General features: G+C 65.2%; 14 protein-coding genes and 1 tRNA gene. 3 read left to right on the top strand and 12 right to left on the bottom strand.

The window, feature by feature from the left end; all coding sequences use genetic code 11:
* Positions 1-129: 129 nt before the first annotated feature.
* Positions 130-1236 carry an IS110 family transposase gene (locus CXR02_RS05230; protein ID WP_104061019.1) on the top strand — a complete coding sequence of 369 codons (1107 nt, stop codon included), beginning with the start codon at positions 130-132 and terminating at the stop codon, positions 1234-1236.
* A 299-nt stretch (positions 1237-1535) separates the two neighbouring features.
* Here the strand turns inward: CXR02_RS05230 and CXR02_RS05225 are convergent, their stop codons facing one another.
* From CXR02_RS05225 to CXR02_RS05195, 7 genes are all read right to left on the bottom strand, one after another.
* Positions 1536-4208 (bottom strand): LuxR C-terminal-related transcriptional regulator, encoded by a 2673-nt coding sequence (locus CXR02_RS05225; RefSeq protein ID WP_368784598.1) that lies wholly within the window; start codon positions 4206-4208, stop codon positions 1536-1538.
* Positions 4209-4242: 34 nt separating this feature from the next.
* Positions 4243-6981 carry a LuxR family transcriptional regulator gene (locus CXR02_RS05220; RefSeq protein ID WP_104061018.1) on the bottom strand — a complete coding sequence of 913 codons (2739 nt, stop codon included), beginning with the start codon at positions 6979-6981 and terminating at the stop codon, positions 4243-4245.
* 112 nt (positions 6982-7093) lie between these two features.
* Complete coding sequence (pth, locus tag CXR02_RS05215; RefSeq protein ID WP_104061017.1) at positions 7094-7690, bottom strand: aminoacyl-tRNA hydrolase; 597 nt, start codon at positions 7688-7690, stop codon at positions 7094-7096.
* A gap of 79 nt (positions 7691-7769) precedes the next feature.
* Positions 7770-8360 carry a 50S ribosomal protein L25/general stress protein Ctc gene (locus CXR02_RS05210; RefSeq protein WP_058929619.1) on the bottom strand — a complete coding sequence of 197 codons (591 nt, stop codon included), beginning with the start codon at positions 8358-8360 and terminating at the stop codon, positions 7770-7772.
* A gap of 234 nt (positions 8361-8594) precedes the next feature.
* On the bottom strand, positions 8595-9575 hold the full coding sequence (locus CXR02_RS05205) for a ribose-phosphate diphosphokinase (protein ID WP_056348072.1): 981 nt from the start codon (positions 9573-9575) through the stop codon (positions 8595-8597).
* Positions 9575-11056, bottom strand: coding sequence for a bifunctional UDP-N-acetylglucosamine diphosphorylase/glucosamine-1-phosphate N-acetyltransferase GlmU (gene glmU / locus CXR02_RS05200; protein WP_104061093.1), 1482 nt, complete (start codon positions 11054-11056; stop codon positions 9575-9577). Before glmU ends, CXR02_RS05205 begins: the two co-directional genes overlap by 1 nt.
* Positions 11057-11167: 111 nt before the next feature.
* Positions 11168-11239: transfer RNA gene (locus CXR02_RS05195), tRNA-Gln, on the bottom strand.
* A gap of 149 nt (positions 11240-11388) precedes the next feature.
* Here CXR02_RS05195 and CXR02_RS05190 point away from each other — a divergent pair.
* The gene (locus CXR02_RS05190; protein ID WP_104061016.1) at positions 11389-12015 is read left to right on the top strand and encodes a TetR/AcrR family transcriptional regulator; all 627 of its coding nucleotides are present in this window, start codon (positions 11389-11391) and stop codon (positions 12013-12015) included.
* 590 nt (positions 12016-12605) lie between these two features.
* On the opposite strand, the gene CXR02_RS05185 is transcribed toward CXR02_RS05190, so the two are convergent.
* The 5 genes from CXR02_RS05185 to CXR02_RS05165 all read right to left on the bottom strand — a co-directional run bounded on the left by CXR02_RS05185 (position 12606) and on the right by CXR02_RS05165 (position 18821).
* A complete protein-coding gene (locus tag CXR02_RS05185) occupies positions 12606-14432 on the bottom strand; it encodes an ABC-F family ATP-binding cassette domain-containing protein (RefSeq protein WP_058929621.1) in 1827 nt (608 codons plus the stop codon).
* 38 nt (positions 14433-14470) lie between these two features.
* Complete coding sequence (locus tag CXR02_RS05180; RefSeq protein ID WP_058929622.1) at positions 14471-15433, bottom strand: 4-(cytidine 5'-diphospho)-2-C-methyl-D-erythritol kinase; 963 nt, start codon at positions 15431-15433, stop codon at positions 14471-14473.
* Positions 15430-16302: a 16S rRNA (adenine(1518)-N(6)/adenine(1519)-N(6))-dimethyltransferase RsmA gene (rsmA, locus tag CXR02_RS05175; RefSeq protein WP_058929623.1), complete on the bottom strand. Its 873-nt coding sequence runs from the start codon at positions 16300-16302 to the stop codon at positions 15430-15432. Before rsmA ends, CXR02_RS05180 begins: the two co-directional genes overlap by 4 nt.
* A gap of 184 nt (positions 16303-16486) precedes the next feature.
* On the bottom strand, positions 16487-17659 hold the full coding sequence (locus CXR02_RS05170) for a resuscitation-promoting factor (protein WP_181037124.1): 1173 nt from the start codon (positions 17657-17659) through the stop codon (positions 16487-16489).
* A 259-nt stretch (positions 17660-17918) separates the two neighbouring features.
* Positions 17919-18821, bottom strand: a complete 903-nt coding sequence (locus CXR02_RS05165; protein ID WP_104061014.1) for a TatD family hydrolase — start codon at positions 18819-18821, stop codon at positions 17919-17921.
* 164 nt (positions 18822-18985) lie between these two features.
* Here CXR02_RS05165 and CXR02_RS05160 point away from each other — a divergent pair, with 164 nt between their 5' ends.
* Positions 18986-20095, top strand: a complete 1110-nt coding sequence (locus tag CXR02_RS05160) for a MoxR family ATPase (RefSeq protein WP_104061013.1) — start codon at positions 18986-18988, stop codon at positions 20093-20095.
* Positions 20096-20099 lie beyond the last annotated feature (4 nt).

Raw genomic sequence — 20099 nt, 5'->3', positions numbered from 1 at the left:
GGCGGGGCCGTGAGATAGGACTGGAACCTCGGGTTCAAAGAGTTTCGTGGGTTGCCGGTCCGTCTTTCCGCAGGTAGGTGCGGGGTGTGGACTGGTAGAGCCACATTTGAACGTTTGGAGGTTCCAGCCATGAATAAGCGTACTTACGTCGGTTTGGATGTCCATGCACGCAGCGTGAAGGCGTGTGCGATCGACCATGATACGGGCGAGATCCTCAGGCAGAGCCTGGCCGCCAACGAAGCGGGGATTGCGGAATGGGTTTCCGGATTGCAGGGGCCGGTTCTCGTTGTCTATGAGGCAGGCCCAACGGGCTTCGGATTGGCCCGGTTACTGGTCGGTGCAGGGATCGAGTGCCTGGTTGCGGCACCCTCGAAGCTTCAGCGTCCGCCCGGAGATCGGGTGAAGACCGATGCCCGCGACGCCGAGCATCTGGCCCGGTTGGCCCTGCTCGGACAGATAACTCCCGTGCGGGTTCCAGGCCGTGCCGATGAAGCGGCCCGTGATCTGGTGCGTGCCCGCGAGGACGTCCGCGCGGACCTGATGAGAGCCAGGCATAGGATCTCGAAGCTCCTGTTACGCCACGGTCAGGTCTACTCCGGCGGTCATGCCTGGACCAACACCCACCACACCTGGCTGAACCGGCAACATTTCGAAGACCCTGCCCTGCAGGCCGCCTACGAGGCAGGGCTGGAGACCGCGGAGCTGACGCTGGACCGCAGGAACCGTTTGGATGCGCAGATCACGGCCCTCGCGGCAACCGACCGTTATGCGCCGGTGGTGCAAGCTCTGATGTGTCTGCGCGGAATCTCGGTACTCACCGCCTTCGGCTTGGCAGTGGAAATCGGCGACTGGACCCGCTTCACCGGCAGCACCATCGGCGCGTATCTGGGCCTGGTCCCCTCGGAGCATTCCTCGGGCGCTTCACGGTCCCAGGGGGCCATCACCAAGACCGGTAACACCCACGCCCGCCGACTGCTGGTCGAGGCTGCCTGGCACCACCGCCGCCCCTACACCAATGCCAGCCGGGACATGCGTGCCCGCTGGGACGCCGCCAGCGAAGCGTCCCGGGTCCGCGGACACCAAGGCAACCAACGGCTGCACCGCAAGTGGGAGCAGTTCGAAGCCCGGCACAAACGCCGGGTCATCGCCAACGTCGCCGTCGCCCGGGAACTGGCCGGCTGGTGCTGGTCCCTCGCCGCCGCGGTCCAACAGGAGCAGCCGTGGACGGATGAATAGACGTGTGCCGTTCCCGGCACAGGCCGGATGGCTCGGCAGCGTGGAGGAGACCCGCGACTGAACTATGGACAACCGACAATCGCCGGTGACGCCCGACATCCCTAGACCAGCGGCACCCCTCCAGCCGAACACCTCGTCCTGCGGTAACCAACCCGCGCATATCAGTCTGACAGCGCCCCCCGTCGATCACGACGCGCCAGCCAACCGGACCAAGCAGGGGAACGGACACAAAAGAGCGGTCCAAGACAAACCAGCCTTGGACCGCTCACCCTTGCCTCTTGACAAGGCACACCTACATATCAGTTCGGAAGGGCCGAAGCCAGTTCGTCGCGGCTCCGCACGCCGAGTTTGACGTACGTGCGGTAGAGGTGGCCCTCCACAGTACGCACGGACACCATGAGTCTTTGTGCGATCTCCCGGTCGGTGAGACCTTTCACAGCGAGCTCTACGATGTCCTGTTCCCGGCGGGTGAGGTGCACGCTGGGTGCTGCGGCGATGAAGTGGCCTTCCCGGAACCGCTCGCCCAGTTCGTGGTCGCACTTCTCCCGCAGGGCCACCGCCTGACGGGCCCGCCGGCGCTCACCGGAGCTTTCAAGGACGGTGCTGGACCGCGCGTAGGCTTCCCGCGCAAGGTTAACGAATCCCGCGCCTTCAAGCATGGCTGCCGTTTCCATGATGGAATCGGCGTCCTCGGACTCCCAATGCCCCGCCAGGGTGAGCATTGCCGCGGCCCAGCGGCCTTCAACGCTCCCGGCCAGTGAGTGGACCAACGGGATCACGGAATGGTCGCCCAGGTCCCAGCAGAGAGCCAGGAGTTCCAGGAGTGTCCCGGCCCGGGTGGTCACCTCGGGCGTGGTGGCCAGTGTGTGGAGGCGCGCCAGGCCTTTTCCGTCGTGCGCCACATACTCGGATGCCGCTGCCGCGTACGCCCTCGCAAGGAGTCCGTAGCCGGGGGAACCCTGCGGTGAATCCTTGTAATCCAGCTCAAGCCGGCCGGCCTGGGCGGCGTCGCCGAGCCTCGCCGCTACATAAAACGCCAGCCCGGAACCAAACCGGAACATCTGCAGCGGATCGTTGAGCCTCAGGGTCTCCACCGCCGGCAACAGCGTTTGGTAGGCGCGTTCCATCCGCCCCTGCCGCAGGAGCGAGTAGCCACGGAGCACCTCGAGGCTGCCGCCGAAATAGGCGACACCCCGCGGCTGCCCGGCAGCATAGTTCGCCAACTCCCGTTCCGCCGAGTCCCACTCCCCCATGGCCAGGTAATCTGCCACCAGGTGGCCAAGGACAAATTCGTTGAAGAAGAACACGCCACCCTGTAGTGAGGGAAGTTCCGAGACGGCCAGCAATGCGGCATCCAGCCCCTGGACGGCCCGTCCGGCCAGGGCAAGCGAATGGGCCAGCAGCGCCAGGCCCACCGCACGCAGAGCGTCGTCCGTGACATCGCCGGCGCGGCTGCTCCGAAGTTCCTGGACCTCGGCCTCCAAGGCCTGGTGGTTGCCTGCTTCGCAAAGTTCCAGCAGGCGAAGCAAGCGCTCCTGCCAGGGCCCGGCCGGCGCACCGGCGGTCTCCTGGGAATCCGGCGGCACAGCATCCGGGCCAGCCGTCATGGCGCCTGCGCCCTGAAGCGCATCACGGGAATCGGCCGTGAATACTGACAGCGGCGTTCCCAGAGCCTGGTGTGCCATCGCCCTGAGCATCAGGACCGGAACAGCCCAGGCACCGTTCTTCAGCTGCAGCCAGCATCCGTCCAGGAGCTTGGCCGCACCCGCAAAGTCGCCTTCATTGAATAAGGCGCGTCCCTGGACGGCCTGTGCCTGCGGCACGAGGTCCGGGTCCGCGACCTTCGCCGCCATCATCCGGCTGCTCCGGTTCCGGGAGTGGACCAAGGCAGTGCGGGCCGCCTCAAGCAGCTCGGGATCGGATATTTTCAATCCACATTCAAGGGCCCATTCCACGGCCCTCATCCTGCCTTCAGACCCTTCGGGAGCGGTTCCCAGCTGATCCCGGATCTTTTCAAGCAGCTGCAGGCTCCGGGACACCGAGATACTTGTGCGGAGCGCCTCGCCGAACACGGAGTTCCAGATCCGGAGATCGGCTGGAATGCCGGAACTTTCCACCATCATCTGCTGGTCCAGCAGCGTGCGGACTACTTCAGCGCCAAAAATATCCTCGATCACCTTCCGGCTCACGGGCCCGGCGAGGGCGACAAGTTTCAGGACTTCCTGCTCTTCCGGGCTGCGGCGGAGCATGTCTTTTACCACCACCTCGGCGAGCCTGGGTCCGTCGGCAGGCAACGGGCCCAGCAGCATCCAGATCCCGTTCCGCTTTGCGAGTTCGCCCCGCTCTGCGGCATCATGCAGCAAGGCATCAAGAATCCGCGGATTTCCGCCGGACGCGCTCCAGATTGTGTCGATGGTTCCCGAGGGGATTGTTCCATCAAGCGCGTGGGAGAGGACTTCCTCGACCTGCTCCCGGTTCATGGGTCGGAGATCCACACGGTCAGCCAGGCCGTCATACCAGAGCTGAGCGAGCGGCTGGGGCAGCCCGGGCCGCGGCCTGCCGGCAGCAAGCACTGTGGCCCAGCCAGCGGAGATCATGTCGGCGACGATGCTGGCTGTTGCCTCGTCCAGGTGATGGGCGTCATCCATCATCAGAAGCAACGGGGTATCCTTGCCGGCTTTCAGCTTCTCAAAGTACCTCCACACGGACCGCAGCACAGCCACCGAAGACACGGAGTCTTCGGCCGTCAGCTCCGCCGTGTAGGGTGCCAAAACTCCAAAGGGAACGCCGGACAGCGACGAACTTCCATGGATCTGAACAATGATCATCTCCTGGGAAAGCCGCTCGGTGATGGCCTCGGTCAGCGTTGACTTCCCGATGCCCGGGCCCGCCATGAGGAACACGGCCTGGCTCGTGCGGCTGCGAATGATGTTGCAGATCCGGTCCAGCGGCTCACGCCGGCCCGTGAGCAGTCGATATTGCGTTCCCTGTTTGGCAGCGTGGCCGTTAGACGAGTCCAGTCAGATCACCCCTGGATGTAACTCCGAGCTTGGTAAAGACCTGGTAAAGGTGGCCTTCCACTGTGCGCACGGACACGCCCATCTCCACGGCGATATCGCGGTTGGACGCGCCCCGGCCGGCCAGCCGCGCGATCTGCCTCTCCCTGGCGGTCAGCAGCGGGCTGCCGCTGCTCGGCACGATCGGCAGGCTTGCCACGGTGGCTGCGAGGATGTCCAGTCGGGCCTGTGCAGTCCTGGCGGAAACCGAATCACCGGCCTGCCGGGCGTAGTCAACGGCCAGCGCCATGCACCGGGCCTCAACGGCATCCAGTTCCAGGGTGGCCGCCAGTTCCCCGCCGGCAAGCAACGTTTTGGCGTCGTGGGTGCGGCTGCCCACGGCGACAAGCCGCGAAATTTCCGCCAAGGGGCCCTGGCGTTGCCCGGCCACTTGTTCCATCAGCCGAAAGTCCGCTTCCGTGCCGTTGACCGTGGCTCCGAGCAGGCTGATCCCGGCCAGGGTGAACCTGCCTGCTGCGATGTCACGGCGGGCTGACTGCTTGAGGCGGGTGGCTGCGTCATTGTCCCCCAGCCATCGGGCGGCCATATCAGCGCAGAATTCAGTGCGGCTCCGGGTGGCATGGTCAGCGGCACCTGTCGTCCGCTGCAGCCGGTCAAGATACTGCCGGGACTGCCCGGCATTGCCGATCTGCGCATACGCGAAGGCGATGGCGGCGTAGGCGGCGCGGAGCAGGCTCTGGACGGGCCGCAGTTCCAGCTGTGCAGCGGCCGAGAGCAGCGAATCAAGGGCAACGGCGCCGCGGCCCGAGTACACGTAGGCGATACCGGCCGCTAGCTCCGCGGCGGCGCTCCGGTAAGGGAGCCGGTGGAACTCGCGCGCGGAAGGCGGATCCAGGAGGTCGATGCACCGGCGCCATTGCCCTGCCATCAGGAGCACGTTGTACGCCCGGCTGGCGAACCTCTCGCGCAGGCCCACGATCTCGGCGGCGTCCGAGATCTGCCCGCCCAGCTGCCTCATCAGGCTCAGGGCGTCCATTTCCCGCCCGGCCATGGACAGGGCGCTCATGAGGATCACCGCTGAGTTCATCCTGAACCAGGTGTCCGGATTCTGCCCGGGGTCCGCAGCGGCTTCCAGTGCCGGCAAGGCGGAGGCGTAGTCCCCCACAAAAGCCTGGTACTCGAATTCGCTGAGGCTGATCCGGTTGGCCGCAGCAGCCAGCGGCTCCGGCCAGCCCTTGGCGATTCCTGGCTCCACGCCCAGCCGCTTCCGTGCCGTCTGCAGCAGCGCCGGCACCCGGGCGGTGTGTTCGGGGAGCCAGACCATGACCCGAGATTTTGCCTCGACCACCCGGGCGAACTCCTCAACGTCCAGGTTGTCCAGCTGCGGCTGGGAAATATCGTCCAGTGCTGCCATGGCCTGCACCGGGAGGTCCATGAGCAGGTACGCTGCGGCTTTCTGCCGCTGGGCAGGCACCCATTGAGGGTCATTCCGCTTCAGCGTGTCGGCATATTTGAGGGCAAAATGGGGGTCAAAGAGCTGCACTGCGGCTTCGGCGGCGGCAAGCGCCATGGCCGGACTCAGCTCGGCCTCGCATTCCTGGGTCCAGGCGCCGAACGCCATCAGTTCTTCCATCGTCATCGTGGCAGGGTCAGGTTCCTTGCCGCCCAGGAGCAGGCTCCGCAGTTCCCGTCGCCGAGTGATGCTGAGCCAGGAGCGGACAACGTCGCCGAGGTACTTTTCACGCAGTGAAACCCATCGGTTGTCCGAGGAATCGATCTCCAGCAGGCCCGAATCTTCCATGTCCGCCACCACACCGGCACCGTACACTTTGGTCAGCCTGGACAGTTCCACGCTGCGGGCGCACGAGAGCATCTCAATGACATCCCGTTCCTCCGGAGACTTCCGGGTCCATTGGGACCGGACGATGTCGTCGAGGCTGGCCGCGCCGTCGAGCACCACCTTGTCCCGAAGAGTCCAGACGGAGTCCGACAGAACCAGGTTCCCCGAATGCTGCTGCTCGGTTACAAGCGCTTTCAGGAGCAGGGGGTTGCCGCCAACCATGGTGTGGAAAGAGCTGACCAGCGAGGCCGAAACGCGGTGGCCCAGCAGGGAAAGCAGCACCTGGCGGGTTTGCAGCTCGTTGAGGTTGTCCAGCCTGACCTCGGTGAGCCGGCGGTCGTTGAGGAGCCAGTGGAAGTCGGCCGGTAGATCACTGACCATGGGTGCCACGGCCACCATGCGGGCGGTCCCGGTCAGGAGGATGTTGAGCAGGACGCCGGCGCTCATGTCATCAATGCTGCCGGCGGTGTCCAGGGTGATGACGCACTGGCGCCCCGCGGCATCGCTTTTGATGAGGGACGTAATGCCACGGAGGATGGCTGTGGGCGACCCCATGTACGCCTGGGGAAGACGCGCCAGCAGGAAAGCCAGGCAACCGTAGGGTGTTTTGCCGGACGACGGTCCGCTGCGCAGCTGCAACGTCCAGATATCCGGCCCAAGGTCGGCAACGGCTGTCCTGGCCAAGGATGACTTACCTACACCTCGTCCGCCGGTGATGACGACTCCCAGGGAGTCGAGGCTGGTCAGGGCGGCGCGGACGGCTTCGAGGTTGGCGCTCCGTGCGGGCACGGACCATCGCTGCGGCTCTGACACGCCTGCAGTGTCGGTGCGCAGCTCAAGGTCGTTGAGCGGTGACCCACGTCCCCAGCTGAGTGGCTCGATTGACATGAACTTGTCCCCTACATCCCACTAAAGCGGGATAAGCCCCATCGCTCCCCCGCTTAGGAAGAAGACTACCCCTTGGCACACACAGGTAAACAGGGACAGGCGGTTTTAAGTTTTATTCCTGAACGTCTGACCTGGCCGGATGGAACTTCTGCTGGGCCGCAGTCAGCCCTTCCCTGACCAGCACCTCCACGGCATCAGCCGCCTCATCGAGCAGGAACGGAAGGTCCTTGCGCTCTGCAGTGCCAAAATCGCGCAGGACATAGTCTGCAGTGTCCATCCGACCTGGAGGGCGGCCCACGCCCACCCGCACCCGGAGGTAATCCTTGGTGGCCAGCGCCTTGGACATGTCCCTGAGGCCGTTGTGGCCGCCCTCACCGCCGCCGCATTTCAGCTTTATGGTGTTGAACGGAATATCAATCTCATCGTGCACCGCGACAACGTGGTCAGGGTCAATGCCGTAAAAATTTGCCAGGCCCGATACCGGGCCGCCGGAAACATTCATGTAGCTCATCGGCTTGGACAGCACCACCCGGGGGCCGCCGATCCCCAGCCGTCCTTCGAGCACCTGGGCTCGTGCCTTGTGGGTTTTGAACTTGCCACCCATCCGGCCCGCGAGTTCGTCCAGGACCATCTGGCCGACATTGTGCCGGTTGCCCTTGTATTCGGCCCCGGGGTTTCCGAGGCCAACGATCAGCCAGGTGTCAGTCATTATTCAATCCTAAGGTGGTCCGGACATGGCTGTGGCCGGACCCCGACAGGGTCCGGCCACATATCAAACTGTGCCGTTATTACTCGCCTGCGACCGCGGCTGCGGAGTCAGCCTGTGCCTCTTCCTCAGAGACCTCAGTGGCCTCGGAGATGTGGACGACCAGGGCGTCGGCGTCGGCCAGCAGGACCGAACCCTTCGGCAGGACCAGGTCGGAAGCGTGGATGTGCTGTCCGGCGGAGCGGCCTTCGATGTCGACCTCGATGGCGGTGGGCAGGTGGGTTGCCTCAGCCTCAAGGGAGATGACGGTGAGTTCCTGGTTGAAGACGCTGCCCGGAGCCAGTTCGCCAACGATGTGAACCGGGATGTCCACGGTGACTTTTTCGCCCTTGATGACGGTCAGCAGGTCGATGTGCTCGATGATCTGCTTGATCGGGTCGCGCTGGACGTCCTTGACCAGGGCCAGGTGCTCTTCGCCGTTGACGTCCAGGGACAGCAGGGCGTTGGCTTTGCGGACTGCAAGCGTGGTGGCCTTGGCCGGAAGCGTGATGTGGATCGGCTCGGCGCCGTGGCCGTAGATGACGGCAGGGATCAGGTTGGCCATGCGCGCGCGGCGGGCGAAGCCCTTGCCGAATTCGGTGCGTACTTCTGCTGCGAGCTTCTGCTCAGACATGTGTATCTCCTCGGAAGACTAAAAGGTGTTCAGCAAGGGCGGAGGTCTGTTACGACCTTCAACGCCGGGCGGCCGTGAGGCGGCCCTTCCAGAAGGGAGATTCAGACCCAGTCGATAACGGAGACCTGCAGTCCGGTTTCCCGGATGCTCTCCCTCGCCAAGGTATCGTGAAGAGCTTACCAGCGCCGCGCCGGATTACTGAAAACGGCGGTCCCCACCAGCCGCCTGCTGAAATCAGGCGTTGCCGTCGAACAGGCTGGTGACCGAACCGTCGTCGAACACTTCGCGGATGGCGCGGGCGATCAGCGGTGCGATGGACAGCACCGTCAGCTGCGGGAACTGCTGATTCGCAGTGAGGGGCAACGTGTTGGTGACCACCACTTCGCGGGCGCCGGACTCGGAGAGCCGCTGGGCCGCTGGCTCGGAGAAGACAGCGTGCGTCGCGGCGATGATGACGTCCTTCGCCCCGGCGTTCTTCAGGACCTGGACCGCTCCGGAAATGGTGCCGCCGGTGTCGATCATGTCGTCGATCAGGACGCAGGTCCGGCCCTCGATCTGGCCCACAACGGTCTTGGAGACTGCCTGGTTGGGAACGGTGAGGTCACGGCTCTTGTGCACAAACGCCAGCGGCGCTCCGCCCAGGCGTTCGGCCCATTGCTCCGCGACGCGCACGCGGCCCGTGTCCGGGGACACCACGGTGACGTTGTCGGCGGCGACGCGGGTACGGATGTAATCGGCCAGGAGTGGGATGGCCATGAGGTGGTCCACAGGCCCGTCGAAGAATCCCTGGATCTGCGAGGTGTGCAGGTCAACGCTCATGATGCGGTCGGCGCCGGCGGTCTTGTACAGGTCCGCCACCAGGCGGGCGGAAATGGGCTCGCGTCCGCGACCCTTCTTGTCCTGCCTCGCATACGGGTAGAACGGGGACACCACGGTGATGCGCTTGGCGGAGGCCCGCTTAAGCGAATCGATCATGATCAGCTGTTCCATAAGGTGGTTGTTCAGCGGAGCCGGGTGGGCCTGGATGACGAACGCGTCGGTTCCCCGGACGCTTTCGCCGGCGCGGACGTAAATCTCCCCGTTGGCGAAGTCGTAGGCATCCACGGGCAGCAGCTCGGTACCCAGTTCCTTGGCGATTTCCCGCGCCAGTTCGGGGTGCGCCCGCCCAGCGGCAAGTACCAGCTTCTTCTCGCCGCGTGCCGTAATTTCGCTCATTATCGCTGGTCCTCTTCTGTCGATGCTGGGGTATGTGAGGAATCTGAGGCGGCGGCCTGAGCCAGTTCCGCCGAGCGTGAGCCGGGGCGGTTGGCCACAACCCAGCCCTCGTTGTTGCGCTGCGCTGCAACGGACACGACGAGCGCCCCTGCCGGGACGTCCTTGCGGATCACCGCGCCGGCGCCGCTGTAGGCACCGTCCCCCACGGTGACCGGTGCAACAAAGACTGTGTTGGAACCTGTGCGGACGCCCGAGCCGATCACCGTGCGGTGCTTCTTCTCGCCGTCGTAATTGGCCGTGATGTTGCCGCAGCCAATGTTGGTGTCCTCGCCGATTTCGGCGTCGCCGGCGTAGCCGAGGTGGGAAAGTTTGGAGCCGCGGCCAATGGTGACGTTCTTGGTTTCGTAGAACGCACCGATCTTGCCGGTGTCGCCGAGCACTGTGCCGGGACGCAGGTAGGTGAAAGGGCCGACGGCGGCGTCCGCGCCGATCACGGCACCGGAACCGTGGGTGCGGGTCACCTTGGCGCCCTCGCCGATGCGGACATCGGTCAGGGTGGAGTCGGGGCCGACGACGGCGTCCCTCGCCACGGTGGTGGCGCCGTGCAGCTGCGTGTTCGGCAGGATGCGGACGTCCTCATCCAGGGCGACGGTGGAATCGATCCAGGTGGTGGCGGGGTCAACCACTGTGACGCCGGCGCGCATCCAGGCTTCAACGGTGCGGCGGTTCAGTTCCGCGCCGAGGGCGGAGAGCTGCACACGGTCGTTGGCGCCCTCCACCTGCCAGCGGTCTTCGGTGACCACGGCGGCAACCCGACCGCCCGACTGCCGCGCGAGGCCCAGCACGTCGGTGAGGTACTTTTCGCCCTGCGAATTGTCGGTGGTGATGTGGACCAGCGCGTCACGCAGGACATCGGCGTCGAAGGCGTAGATCCCGGAATTGACCTCGCGGATCAGGCGTTCGGTTTCCGTTGCATCCTTGTGCTCGCGGATGCCGGTCACGGAGCTGTCATCACCGCGGAGAATGCGTCCGTAGCCTGTGGCATCATCCAGCAGTGCGGTGAGCACAGTGACGGCATTGGCCTCCCGCTCATGTGTGGCCACCAGGTCGGCCAACAGGCTGCCGGTCAGGAGCGGAACATCGCCGTAAGTGACCACGACGGTGCCTGCGAGTTTCTCCTGGGCGTCCAGTGCCTGCACGGCCACTTCAACGGCGCGGCCGGTGCCGGGGACGTCGTCCTGGTCCACGATCAGGGCTTCGGGGTCCAGCTGGTTCAGGTGGCGGGCAACCAGATCCCGCTCGTGGCGGACCACCAAGGCCAGCCGTGCGGGGTTAATGCTGCGGGCTGCCAGCAGGGCGTGGCCCACCATGGACCTGCCGCCGATTTCGTGAAGGATCTTCGGGGTACGGGATTTCATCCGGGTACCGGCGCCTGCTGCCAGAACAATGACGGCGGCTGGGCCGGTATTCTCGGGGATCACGTACGGGTTCTCCTTGCTTGGTTGCGCGTTGCGCTGGGCGCGGTGCCTGTCCGGCCAAAAATTCACGGCGGGGCACCGAGTTCATCCTACTGGACGGTCTTCGCACAGCAGTTCCGCCCATAGGATTCGAACCTATACTCCACGGCTCCAAAGGCCGGGGTGCTGCCATTACACCAGGGCGGACCATGCCACAGGCGCAAAGGCCAAGGCACAAGTATTTATTTTGCCATGGCTTCAGGGCAGCCCGCGACATTGGCCGGAATCACGGCAGCCAGGCCAGTGCACCGCCACCGGTTCCAACTGTTTCAGCAGCGCTAGGGCATGATGGAAATGTGAGCAATAACCCACCCCGGACACGGATGACAGGCGTACAGCGGCGCGGCCAGCTGGTCGACGTCGGCCGTGGCCTTTTTGCCGCTCGCGGGCTCGACGGGACCACCATTGAGGAAATCGCGGCCTGCGCCGGCGTTTCCAAGCCCGTGATCTACGAACATTTCGGCTCCAAGGAGGGCCTGTACACGCAGGTAGTGGACTTCGAGTTCCACATCCTGCTGGACTCGATCACCGCTGCCCTGACCGAAGAAGGCAAACCGCGAGTCCTGGTGGAACGCGCCGCCCTGGCCCTCCTCACCTACATTGAGGAGCGGGCGGAGGGCTTCCGGATCCTCATGCGCGACGCACCGCCATCGCAGCCCGAAGGCGCTTTCTCCACCCTGCTGTCCCAGGTCACCGCCCGCGTGGAACACATCCTGTCCGACGAATTCCACCGCCGCGGCTTCAGCGCCCAGGACGGCGCGATGTACGCCCAGATGCTCGTGGGCATGGTGGCCATGACCGGCCAATGGTGGCAGGACAGCCGCCAGCCCGACAAACACACCGTCGCCGCGCACCTGGTCAACCTCGCCTGGAACGGCCTCACCGGCCTCCAAAAAGACCCCGAGCTGAAGTCCGACGGTTAGGCCTTACGGTCGCCTTCGCAAGCTTCCTCGGTTACCTTCGCGGCGCAGGAGCCCTTCGCCGTCGTCCGTGGTCACCTACGCGGTGCAGCGGCCCTTCGCCGTCGCTTAGACACAACGCAAAGGGGCACCTCCGGTCGCTGAGCGACCTCGCGGCGCCCGATGCGCCGCGATGCGCGACTACGCGCAGGTCCCCCGCCCCGCTATTGCCGATGGTTCCGTTCGGGACCTCCAACGACCGCAATAGCCGCCGGTTCCTGGATGCGTGCTGTTCCACGGCGGCGAGGTGACTCCCCCGAACCGCTATTTGCCGAAGTTCCGATCGGGGACGCCCACTGTTACACGGCGGGAAGTGATGTGCTTTGTCCGGAAGCGACCCTTGGGGAAGGTGACGTGCCTCGCCGGAGGCGGCCCTTCCGAAAGGAGCGCATCGCGGTACATCGGAGCGCGCAGGTCGCCCAGCGACCGAAGCGCTCCCTATGTGCCGTGTCTAAGCGACGCGGAAGGGCCGGCTGCGGCACCCAAGCCGCGCAAAACAACGAAGGGCCGGCTCCGGCACCCAATCCAAGTAGCGCCGGGCTACTCGCGGCAGGTTATTCGCCGAGGACTTCCAGGGCTTCCATCCATTCGAGTTCCAGGGCTTCGCGATCGGTGGCGAGGTCCTTGAGTTTCTTGTTCTGGTCGGCGAGGGCGTCGAAGTCGGATGCTGCGGTGCTCTTGACCATTTGGTCGTGAATCTTCTTTTCCTGCTGCTCCAGTTTGCCCAGCTGGCGCTCGATCCGGTTCTTGGCCTTCCGGGCGTCGCGCTTTTCGGCTTCGGAGGAACCGGAGGCTGCGGGGGCGGAGCTGCCGCTCGGACCGGTGACGGGGTTGCCGCCGCCGGTGATCGTGGAGCCGGCCAGGGCGGATTCGCGGAGCTCCAGATACTGGTCCACGCCGCGCGGCAGGGCGCGGATCTTGCCGTCACCAAGCAGCGCCATCTGGTGGTCCGTCACGCGTTCCAGCAGGTAACGGTCGTGGCTGACCACAACGAGCGTGCCGGGCCAGCCGTCAAGGACGTCTTCGACGGCGGCGAGGGTGTCGGTGTCGAGGTCGTTGGTGGGCTCATCGAGCATCAGCACGTTCGGCTCCCCCACCAGCAGGCGCAGGAGCTGGAGGCGCCGGCGCTCACCACCGGACAGATCCCTGACCGGGGTCCACTGCTTTTCGTTGGTGAAGCCGAGCTGCTCCACGAGCTGGCCCGCCGTGAATTCCTTGCCGCCAACGTTAAAGGACCGCTTTTCGCGCTCGATGACTTCGATCACGCGCAGGTCCGAGACGTCGTCGAGCTCCTTGACCTCCTGGGTCAGCACGGCGGTGACCACGGTCTTGCCGCGCTTGACCTTGCCGGATGACGGCTCAATCTCGCCGTTGAGGAGTTTCAGCAGGGTGGTCTTGCCGGCGCCGTTGACGCCCACGAGGCCAAGCCGCTCACCGGGGGCAAGCCGCAGTGTGATGTTGTCGAAGAGTTTCTGTCCGGGGTCGCCGCCGAGGAAGTCCAGTGAGACGTTCTCGAGGTCCAGGACGTCCTTGCCGAGCCGGGCGGTGGCCATCTTGCTCAGGGCTGTGGAGTCACGCGGCTCGGGCACGTCGGCGATGAGGGCGTTGGCGGCCTCGATGCGGAATTTCGGCTTGGCCGTGCGGGCCGGAGCGCCGCGGCGCAGCCAGGCGAGCTCCTTTTTCACGAGCATCTGGCGCTTGCCTTCCATAACATTCGCCGCGCGGTCACGCTCGGCACGGGCCAGCACGTAGGCCGCGTAGCCGCCGTCGAACGGGTCCATGATGCCGTCGTGGATTTCCCAGGTCTTGGTGCAGACTTCGTCCAGGAACCAGCGGTCGTGGGTGACCACCAGGAAGGCGCCCTGGTTGGCCCGCCACCGGGTCTTCAGGTGCCGGGACAGCCAGGCGACTCCTTCGACGTCGAGGTGGTTGGTCGGTTCGTCGAGCATGATGACGTCATGGTCCTCGATCAGCAGCTTGGCCAGCGCCACCCGCCGCTTCTGACCGCCGGAGAGGGCGTGGACGTTCGCATGCCAGTCGACGTCGGACACCAGGCCGCCCATGACTTCGCGGATCTGGGGGTTGCGGGCCCATTCATAGTCGGCCTGGTCGCCGACGATCGCAGCGCCCACTGTGAGGTCGCCGTCGAGCACGTCGCTTTGGTCCAGGTAGCCGATGTTGACTTCGCTGCGCTTGGTCACCCGGCCCGAGTCCGGGGTGGAGCGCATGGCCAGGAGGCGCATCAGCGTGGACTTGCCGTCGCCGTTCCGGCCCACCATGCCGATCCTGTCACCTTCCTCAAGTCCGAGGGTGATGCCGTCCAGGACGGTGCGCGTTGCGTACGAAACCGTAAGGTTTTCGCCGCCAAGAAGGTGTGCCAAGGGGACTGCTTTCTGCTGCTCAGTACGGAAGGGGGCTCTTAAAGGAGAGTATCGGAGATGATGCGCGCGCCATGCACGGGCCCGTGGACAGGGAATGCCGTCAGCCCGTAGTGCCGCAGGTCCTCCGCCAGGTTTTCGGCGGCGGCGGGATTGTGGGTCAACAGCGCCACGGTGGGTCCGGAACCGGATACGATTCCGGCCAGGGCGCCGAGCGCTTCACCTCGTCCCAGCGTATCGCGGAGCGCGGGGGAAAGTTCAATGGAGGCCCGCTGCAGATCGTTCACCAGGACCCGGCTCAGGGCATCGGCGTCCCCGCTCCGCAGCGCCTGCAGGATCTTGGGATCCACGGCCGTGGGCTCGGCAACGTCCAGTCCTTCTGCCTCCCGGAGCCGGTCCAGGGTGCGGAAGACTTCGGGGGTGGGCAGCCCGTAGTCCGCCGCCACGAGGACCCAGTCCGTTTGGGCTTTGGCCAGCGCCGGCGAAAGGTCGTCGCCAACGCCAAGCCCGACGGCGGTTCCGCCGAGGAGGGAGAACGGGACGTCGGCACCCAATTCGGCGGCCAGATGGGCCAACTCATCCCGCGACAGCCCGCTGTTCCAGAGCGCGTCGCAGGCCAGCAGGGTGGCTGCGGCATCGGCCGAGCCGCCGCCCATGCCCCCGGCCACGGGGACCCGCTTGGTGATTTCAAGGTGTACGCCGGTGGAATGCTCGGAGACATCGGCCATGATGGCTGCGGCCTTGTAGGCCAGGTTCTTCTCGTCCAGCGGAATATCCACGCCGTCCAGGTCCAGGGTGCTGTCAGGGCTGATGCTGACGGTGATCCCCGGCGTCTCCGTGCTGGTGGCAGCCACTTCCTCATAGAGGGAAACGGCCAGGTAGACGCTGGCAACTGAATGGTAGCCGTCAGCGCGCAAGGGTCCCACGTCCAGGGAAACATTGACCTTGCCGGGCGCCTTCACACGGACCGTCCGTGCGGGAAACTTCCCGGCGGCTGCCTTCACGACCCGGCCTCGCGGGCTTCGGCAATCCGTGCGAAGGCGTGGATGTCGATGACTTCGCCCCGGGCCGATGGGGCCACTCCTGCGGCGATGAGGCAGCGCTCGGCCTCGGCTGCGCCGCCGGCCCAGCCAGCCAGGGCGGCCCTCAGCGTCTTCCGGCGCTGGGCGAAGGCAGCGTCGATCACGGCGAACACCTGCTCACGGGTGGCGGTTGTTTCAGGCGGTTCCCGCCGGGTGAAGGCCACGAGCCCGGATTGGATCTTCGGCGCAGGCCAGAAGACGTTCATGCCGATCACCCCGGCCTTGCGCATGCTGCTGTACCAGGCCGCCTTGACCGAGGGCACCCCGTAGGTCTTTGATCCTGGCCCCGCGGCCAGCCGGTCAGCCACCTCGTCCTGGACCATCACCAGACCGTGCTGCAGGCTGGGGAAATGCTGGAGCAGGTGCAGGACCACCGGCACCGCCACGTTGTAGGGCAGGTTCGCCACAATGGCGGTGGGCTCAACGGGAAGCGATGTGACCTTCATGGCGTCCGCCTGGACCAGGTGGAAAGCGCCCGCCGCGTCCGGCCGCCATGCTTTCACGGTTTCCGGCAGCTTTGCCGCCAGGACCGGATCAATTTCGACGGCGACCACCGTCTGCGCGGCATCCAGCAGGCCCAGCGTGAGGGAACCAAGGCCGGGCCCGACTTCCAGCACCGTCTCGGTTGGCCCGATGTTGGCAACGGAGACGATCCGGCGGATGGTGTTGCCATCGATAACGAAGTTCTGTCCCAGTGTCTTGGTGGGCCGGATACCGATTTCTTCCGCCAGCCGGCGTATGTCGGAAGCACCGAAGAGGGGTGCGGGCGCGGCGGCAGTCGGTTCAGTCACCTAGGCATCCTATCCCGGCCGCAGTGACGGGCCATCCGCTTTCCGCGCGGATCATGCGTGTTACGCGGTGCGTGTTTCCGCTTAACGGCAGCGGCCGGCCCCGGGACAATCCGGGGCCGGCCGCTGTCTTCTGCGTCGTTGGTGGCTGTGGTCAGCTGCCGCCAGCGCAGGTGCTCATTGGTGCCTAGCTTGTAGCGGCCCAGCCACAGCCCCACGGCTGCAGGCCACGCTGTGCGTACACGCGGTTGGCAATGTCGATCTGCTGTGCCTTGGTGGCGAGGCTGGCGTTGGGGGCGTAGGCGCCGCCGCCGGAGCCGATCCAGGTCCGGATGTCGAACTGGAGGCCGCCGTAGTAGCCGTTGCCCGAGTTGATGGACCAGTTTCCGGTGGACTCACACTGGGCGATCTTGTCCCACATGGCCTCGTTCATCATGGCCGGGGCGGAGGCGCCGGTGTTCGCTCCGGCGGCTGCGGGCTTTGCCTTGGTGCCTACCGTGACCTTTTCAGTCACGGGCTGGACGGAAACAGTTTCGGAGACCAGCGTCCGCGAGGCTTCACGGCCGTCAACCATCACCAGCTTGAAGCTCTTATCCACTTTGCCGGCCACGCCGGCCTGGGTGACCTCTTTCTCGCCCTTGAGAAGCTCAGCGCTCTCAGTGGTCATGCTGTCGAAAGCAACATCTTCAGTGATGGCCGCGGTCTGGCTGGTATCCACCCGGGAGACCTTAACCACCATGTTGTTGACCACGTGCGCGTTGCCCGGCTGGGAAGTACGGTCGTCGACGCCGAGGGTGATGCCGGCGTCCTCCAGCACCTGGGCGACGGTCCCCGCGGTGGTGGTGGCCGTGGAGGCCTTGCCGTCGGCAACGATGCTGACGGTCTTGGGCGTGGAGATGGAGATAAACGATCCGGCCACGGCGAGCTGGGCGTCCTTCGGGACGGAAACGGAGGAGGAGCTGGCCACTCCCAGTTCGGTGACGAGGCCCGCAACATCCGGCGCCGTGGTGTTGATGGTCTTTTCGGAACCGTCCAGGCTGACCTTCACGGCCTTGGCCATGTTGACGTTGATCACGGTGCCGTTCTCCACTTTGGCGTCCGCCGAGGGCGAGACGCGGTCAGCCGGCTTCAGTTCTACGTTGGCGCTTTTTACGACCTGGCCCACGGTGCCGCCGAAGGACTGGACCGAAGTCACTTTTCCGTCGACGTTGAGGGTAACGGTTTTGTTATTTCCGACGAAGGCCACGAGGCCCAACACCAGCGCACACAGCACCACCAGTTGGGTGCCCACCTTGATAAAACTGAACTTGCCGTCCCTTGTGAAGAGCTTGACCACGATTGCCCGTAACTTTAGATCCATCCGGGCACGGGGAAAAACGCAGTGAAATAGCCGGCGCATGACCCTGGGGACAAGCTCCGGGCACCGTTGCGCCGCCACACTCCGCGCGGCAGGCAGAGGGCATCAAAGCCCTGCCTGATCCTGCTGCGAATGAAGTGAAATTATCCGAAGGCCTTCCCCGACCCCGGCTAATAGTTCTCCACTGTAACCGTAGCGTTATAAAGCGGCCAAGAAATTTACATACGAGGTATGTGAACCAAGCAATGTGACGAGGCCCAGATCAGTTCCACGATCCGTACGCCCGCACGGTATTTTCGCTAATCCGGGTGCAGAGCTCGGCGAGGTCAGTTCCTGTCAATTCGGCCATGGCGCGGACGGTGTACGGCACCACATAACTGGCGTTGGGACGGCCGCGGTGCGGATGCGGAGTCAGGAACGGGGCATCCGTTTCCACCAGCACCAGGTCCGGGTCTGCCACTGCCAGCGCGGCGCGGAGGTTAGCCGCATTCTTAAAGGTCAGCGTGCCGGCAAAGGACATGTTCCAGCCCGCGGCATTGCAGATCCTGGCGAGCGCCTCATCACCCGAGAAGCAATGAAACACCACCCGCTCGGGAGCCCCCTCCTCGCGCAGGACCTGCACGACGTCGTCGTGCGCGTCGCGGTCATGGATCTGCAGCGTCAGGTCCATGCGCTTGGCAATATCGATATGCCGCCGGAACGAATAGCGCTGGTGGGCCAGGCCCTCCCCTTCGGTGCGGAAGAAATCAAGGCCGGTCTCGCCGATAGCCCGGATCCGAGGGTGGGAGGCCAGTTGCTCAATCTCCGCCAGCGCATCCTCCAGCTCGCCGCGCCTGGCATAGTCCGGGGCGTCGTTGGGGTGCAATGCCACTGCCCCCAGCAACCTGCTGTCCAGGTCAACGGCGCGGACCGTGAACCGGGAGGACTCCAGGTCGCAGCCCACCTGGACGGCCCCCTGCACTCCGACGGCCTGGGCCGCATCCAACGCCGCGGCGATGCCCACCGGGCTCTCGCCATCGGGGAAATCCAGGTGCGTATGGTTGTCCATCACGGGGACCGGCAGCGGCTCCGGCGCCGGCGGATAGTCCTGCCGCGCCTTCCGGCCGGCGTCTGCAGGGTACGCCCCGGCGGCACGGTAAGCGGCGGGGATCAGCGAATCGCACATCCCTCAAGCCTAGCGGCGGCGGATCGCGGCAGAATTCCCGGAACTCTCTGTCAGCCAGGGCAGTTGTGTTAGTAGGCTGGTACGAACAGATGCGAACGCCCACCGCCGGGCGAAGGCAGGCCTGCTGTCCCGTTCCGGGTGATCCCCGGCCTGAAAGGTTGCAGATGGACTCCCACCGCCGCACCGCCGTCAACGAGGTAACCCCTGCCACCCGGAACTTCACCCCCGTGACGGAGCAGGCGGGCCATCTCAACGGTTACAAGACAGCAGCCATGGACGCGGACTCATTCCACGCGGCCAGCCAGCGGATCCTGGCCTCGATCAACACCGTCATTGACGGAAAGTCGGATGCGGCCAGGCTCGCCCTGACGGTGTTGCTGGCCCAGGGCCATCTGCTCCTGGAAGACGTGCCAGGTGTGGGCAAGACCCTCCTGGCCAAAACCCTCGCCCGGAGCATTGACTGCACGGTCAGCCGCATTCAGTTCACTCCTGATCTGCTGCCTTCGGACGTGACCGGCGTGTCCATCTATAATCAGGCGTCGCGGCTGTTCGAGTTCCGCCCGGGTGCCGTCTTCGCCAACATTGTTATTGGCGATGAAATCAACCGCGCGTCCGCCAAGACCCAATCCGCCCTCCTGGAGTGTATGGAGGAACACCAGGTGACCGTGGACGGAGACTCGTACAAACTCGACGAACCGTTCATGGTGGTGGCCACCCAGAACCCGATCGAGATGGAAGGCACCTATCCACTCCCCGAGGCCCAGCGCGACCGCTTTATGGCGCGGATTTCCATGGGCTATCCGGACAAGGACTCCGAAATCGAAATGCTGGAGACCCATCAGGCAACCTCCCCGTTGGCCAAGGTCTCCGCTGTGGTCACCGCGGCGGACGTCGCAGCGATGATCGCCACGGTGCAACAGGTTTACGTCTCCCAGGCACTCAAGGAATACACCGTCTCAGTAGGCCGCGCAACGCGCGAAAGCCCCCTGCTCCGGCTGGGCGCCAGCCCACGCTCCATGCTCCAGCTGCTCCGGGCCGCGAAGGCCACGGCGGCGCTGGACGGCCGTGATTTTGTGCTGCCAGACGACGTGGTCGGCGTGGCGGAATCCGTGCTGGCCCACCGGATCATCCTGGACCGGAAGGCGGCCGGCGCCGGTGAGACCCCGCACAGCGTCATCCGGGGCATCCTCTCCCGGCTCCCCGTGAACCAGGACCCGGTGAACAACCCTGCCCGGTCATCGGCCCCGCCGGCCGGACTGCGCCGGAACCACTAGGCAG

Origin of the sequence: Arthrobacter sp. 4R501 (assembly GCF_002929755.1) — a bacterium.
Taxonomy (GTDB): domain Bacteria; phylum Actinomycetota; class Actinomycetes; order Actinomycetales; family Micrococcaceae; genus Arthrobacter.
The sequence above is the reverse complement of the archived record's forward strand: the minus strand, read 5'-3'. Positions and strand labels throughout refer to the sequence as shown.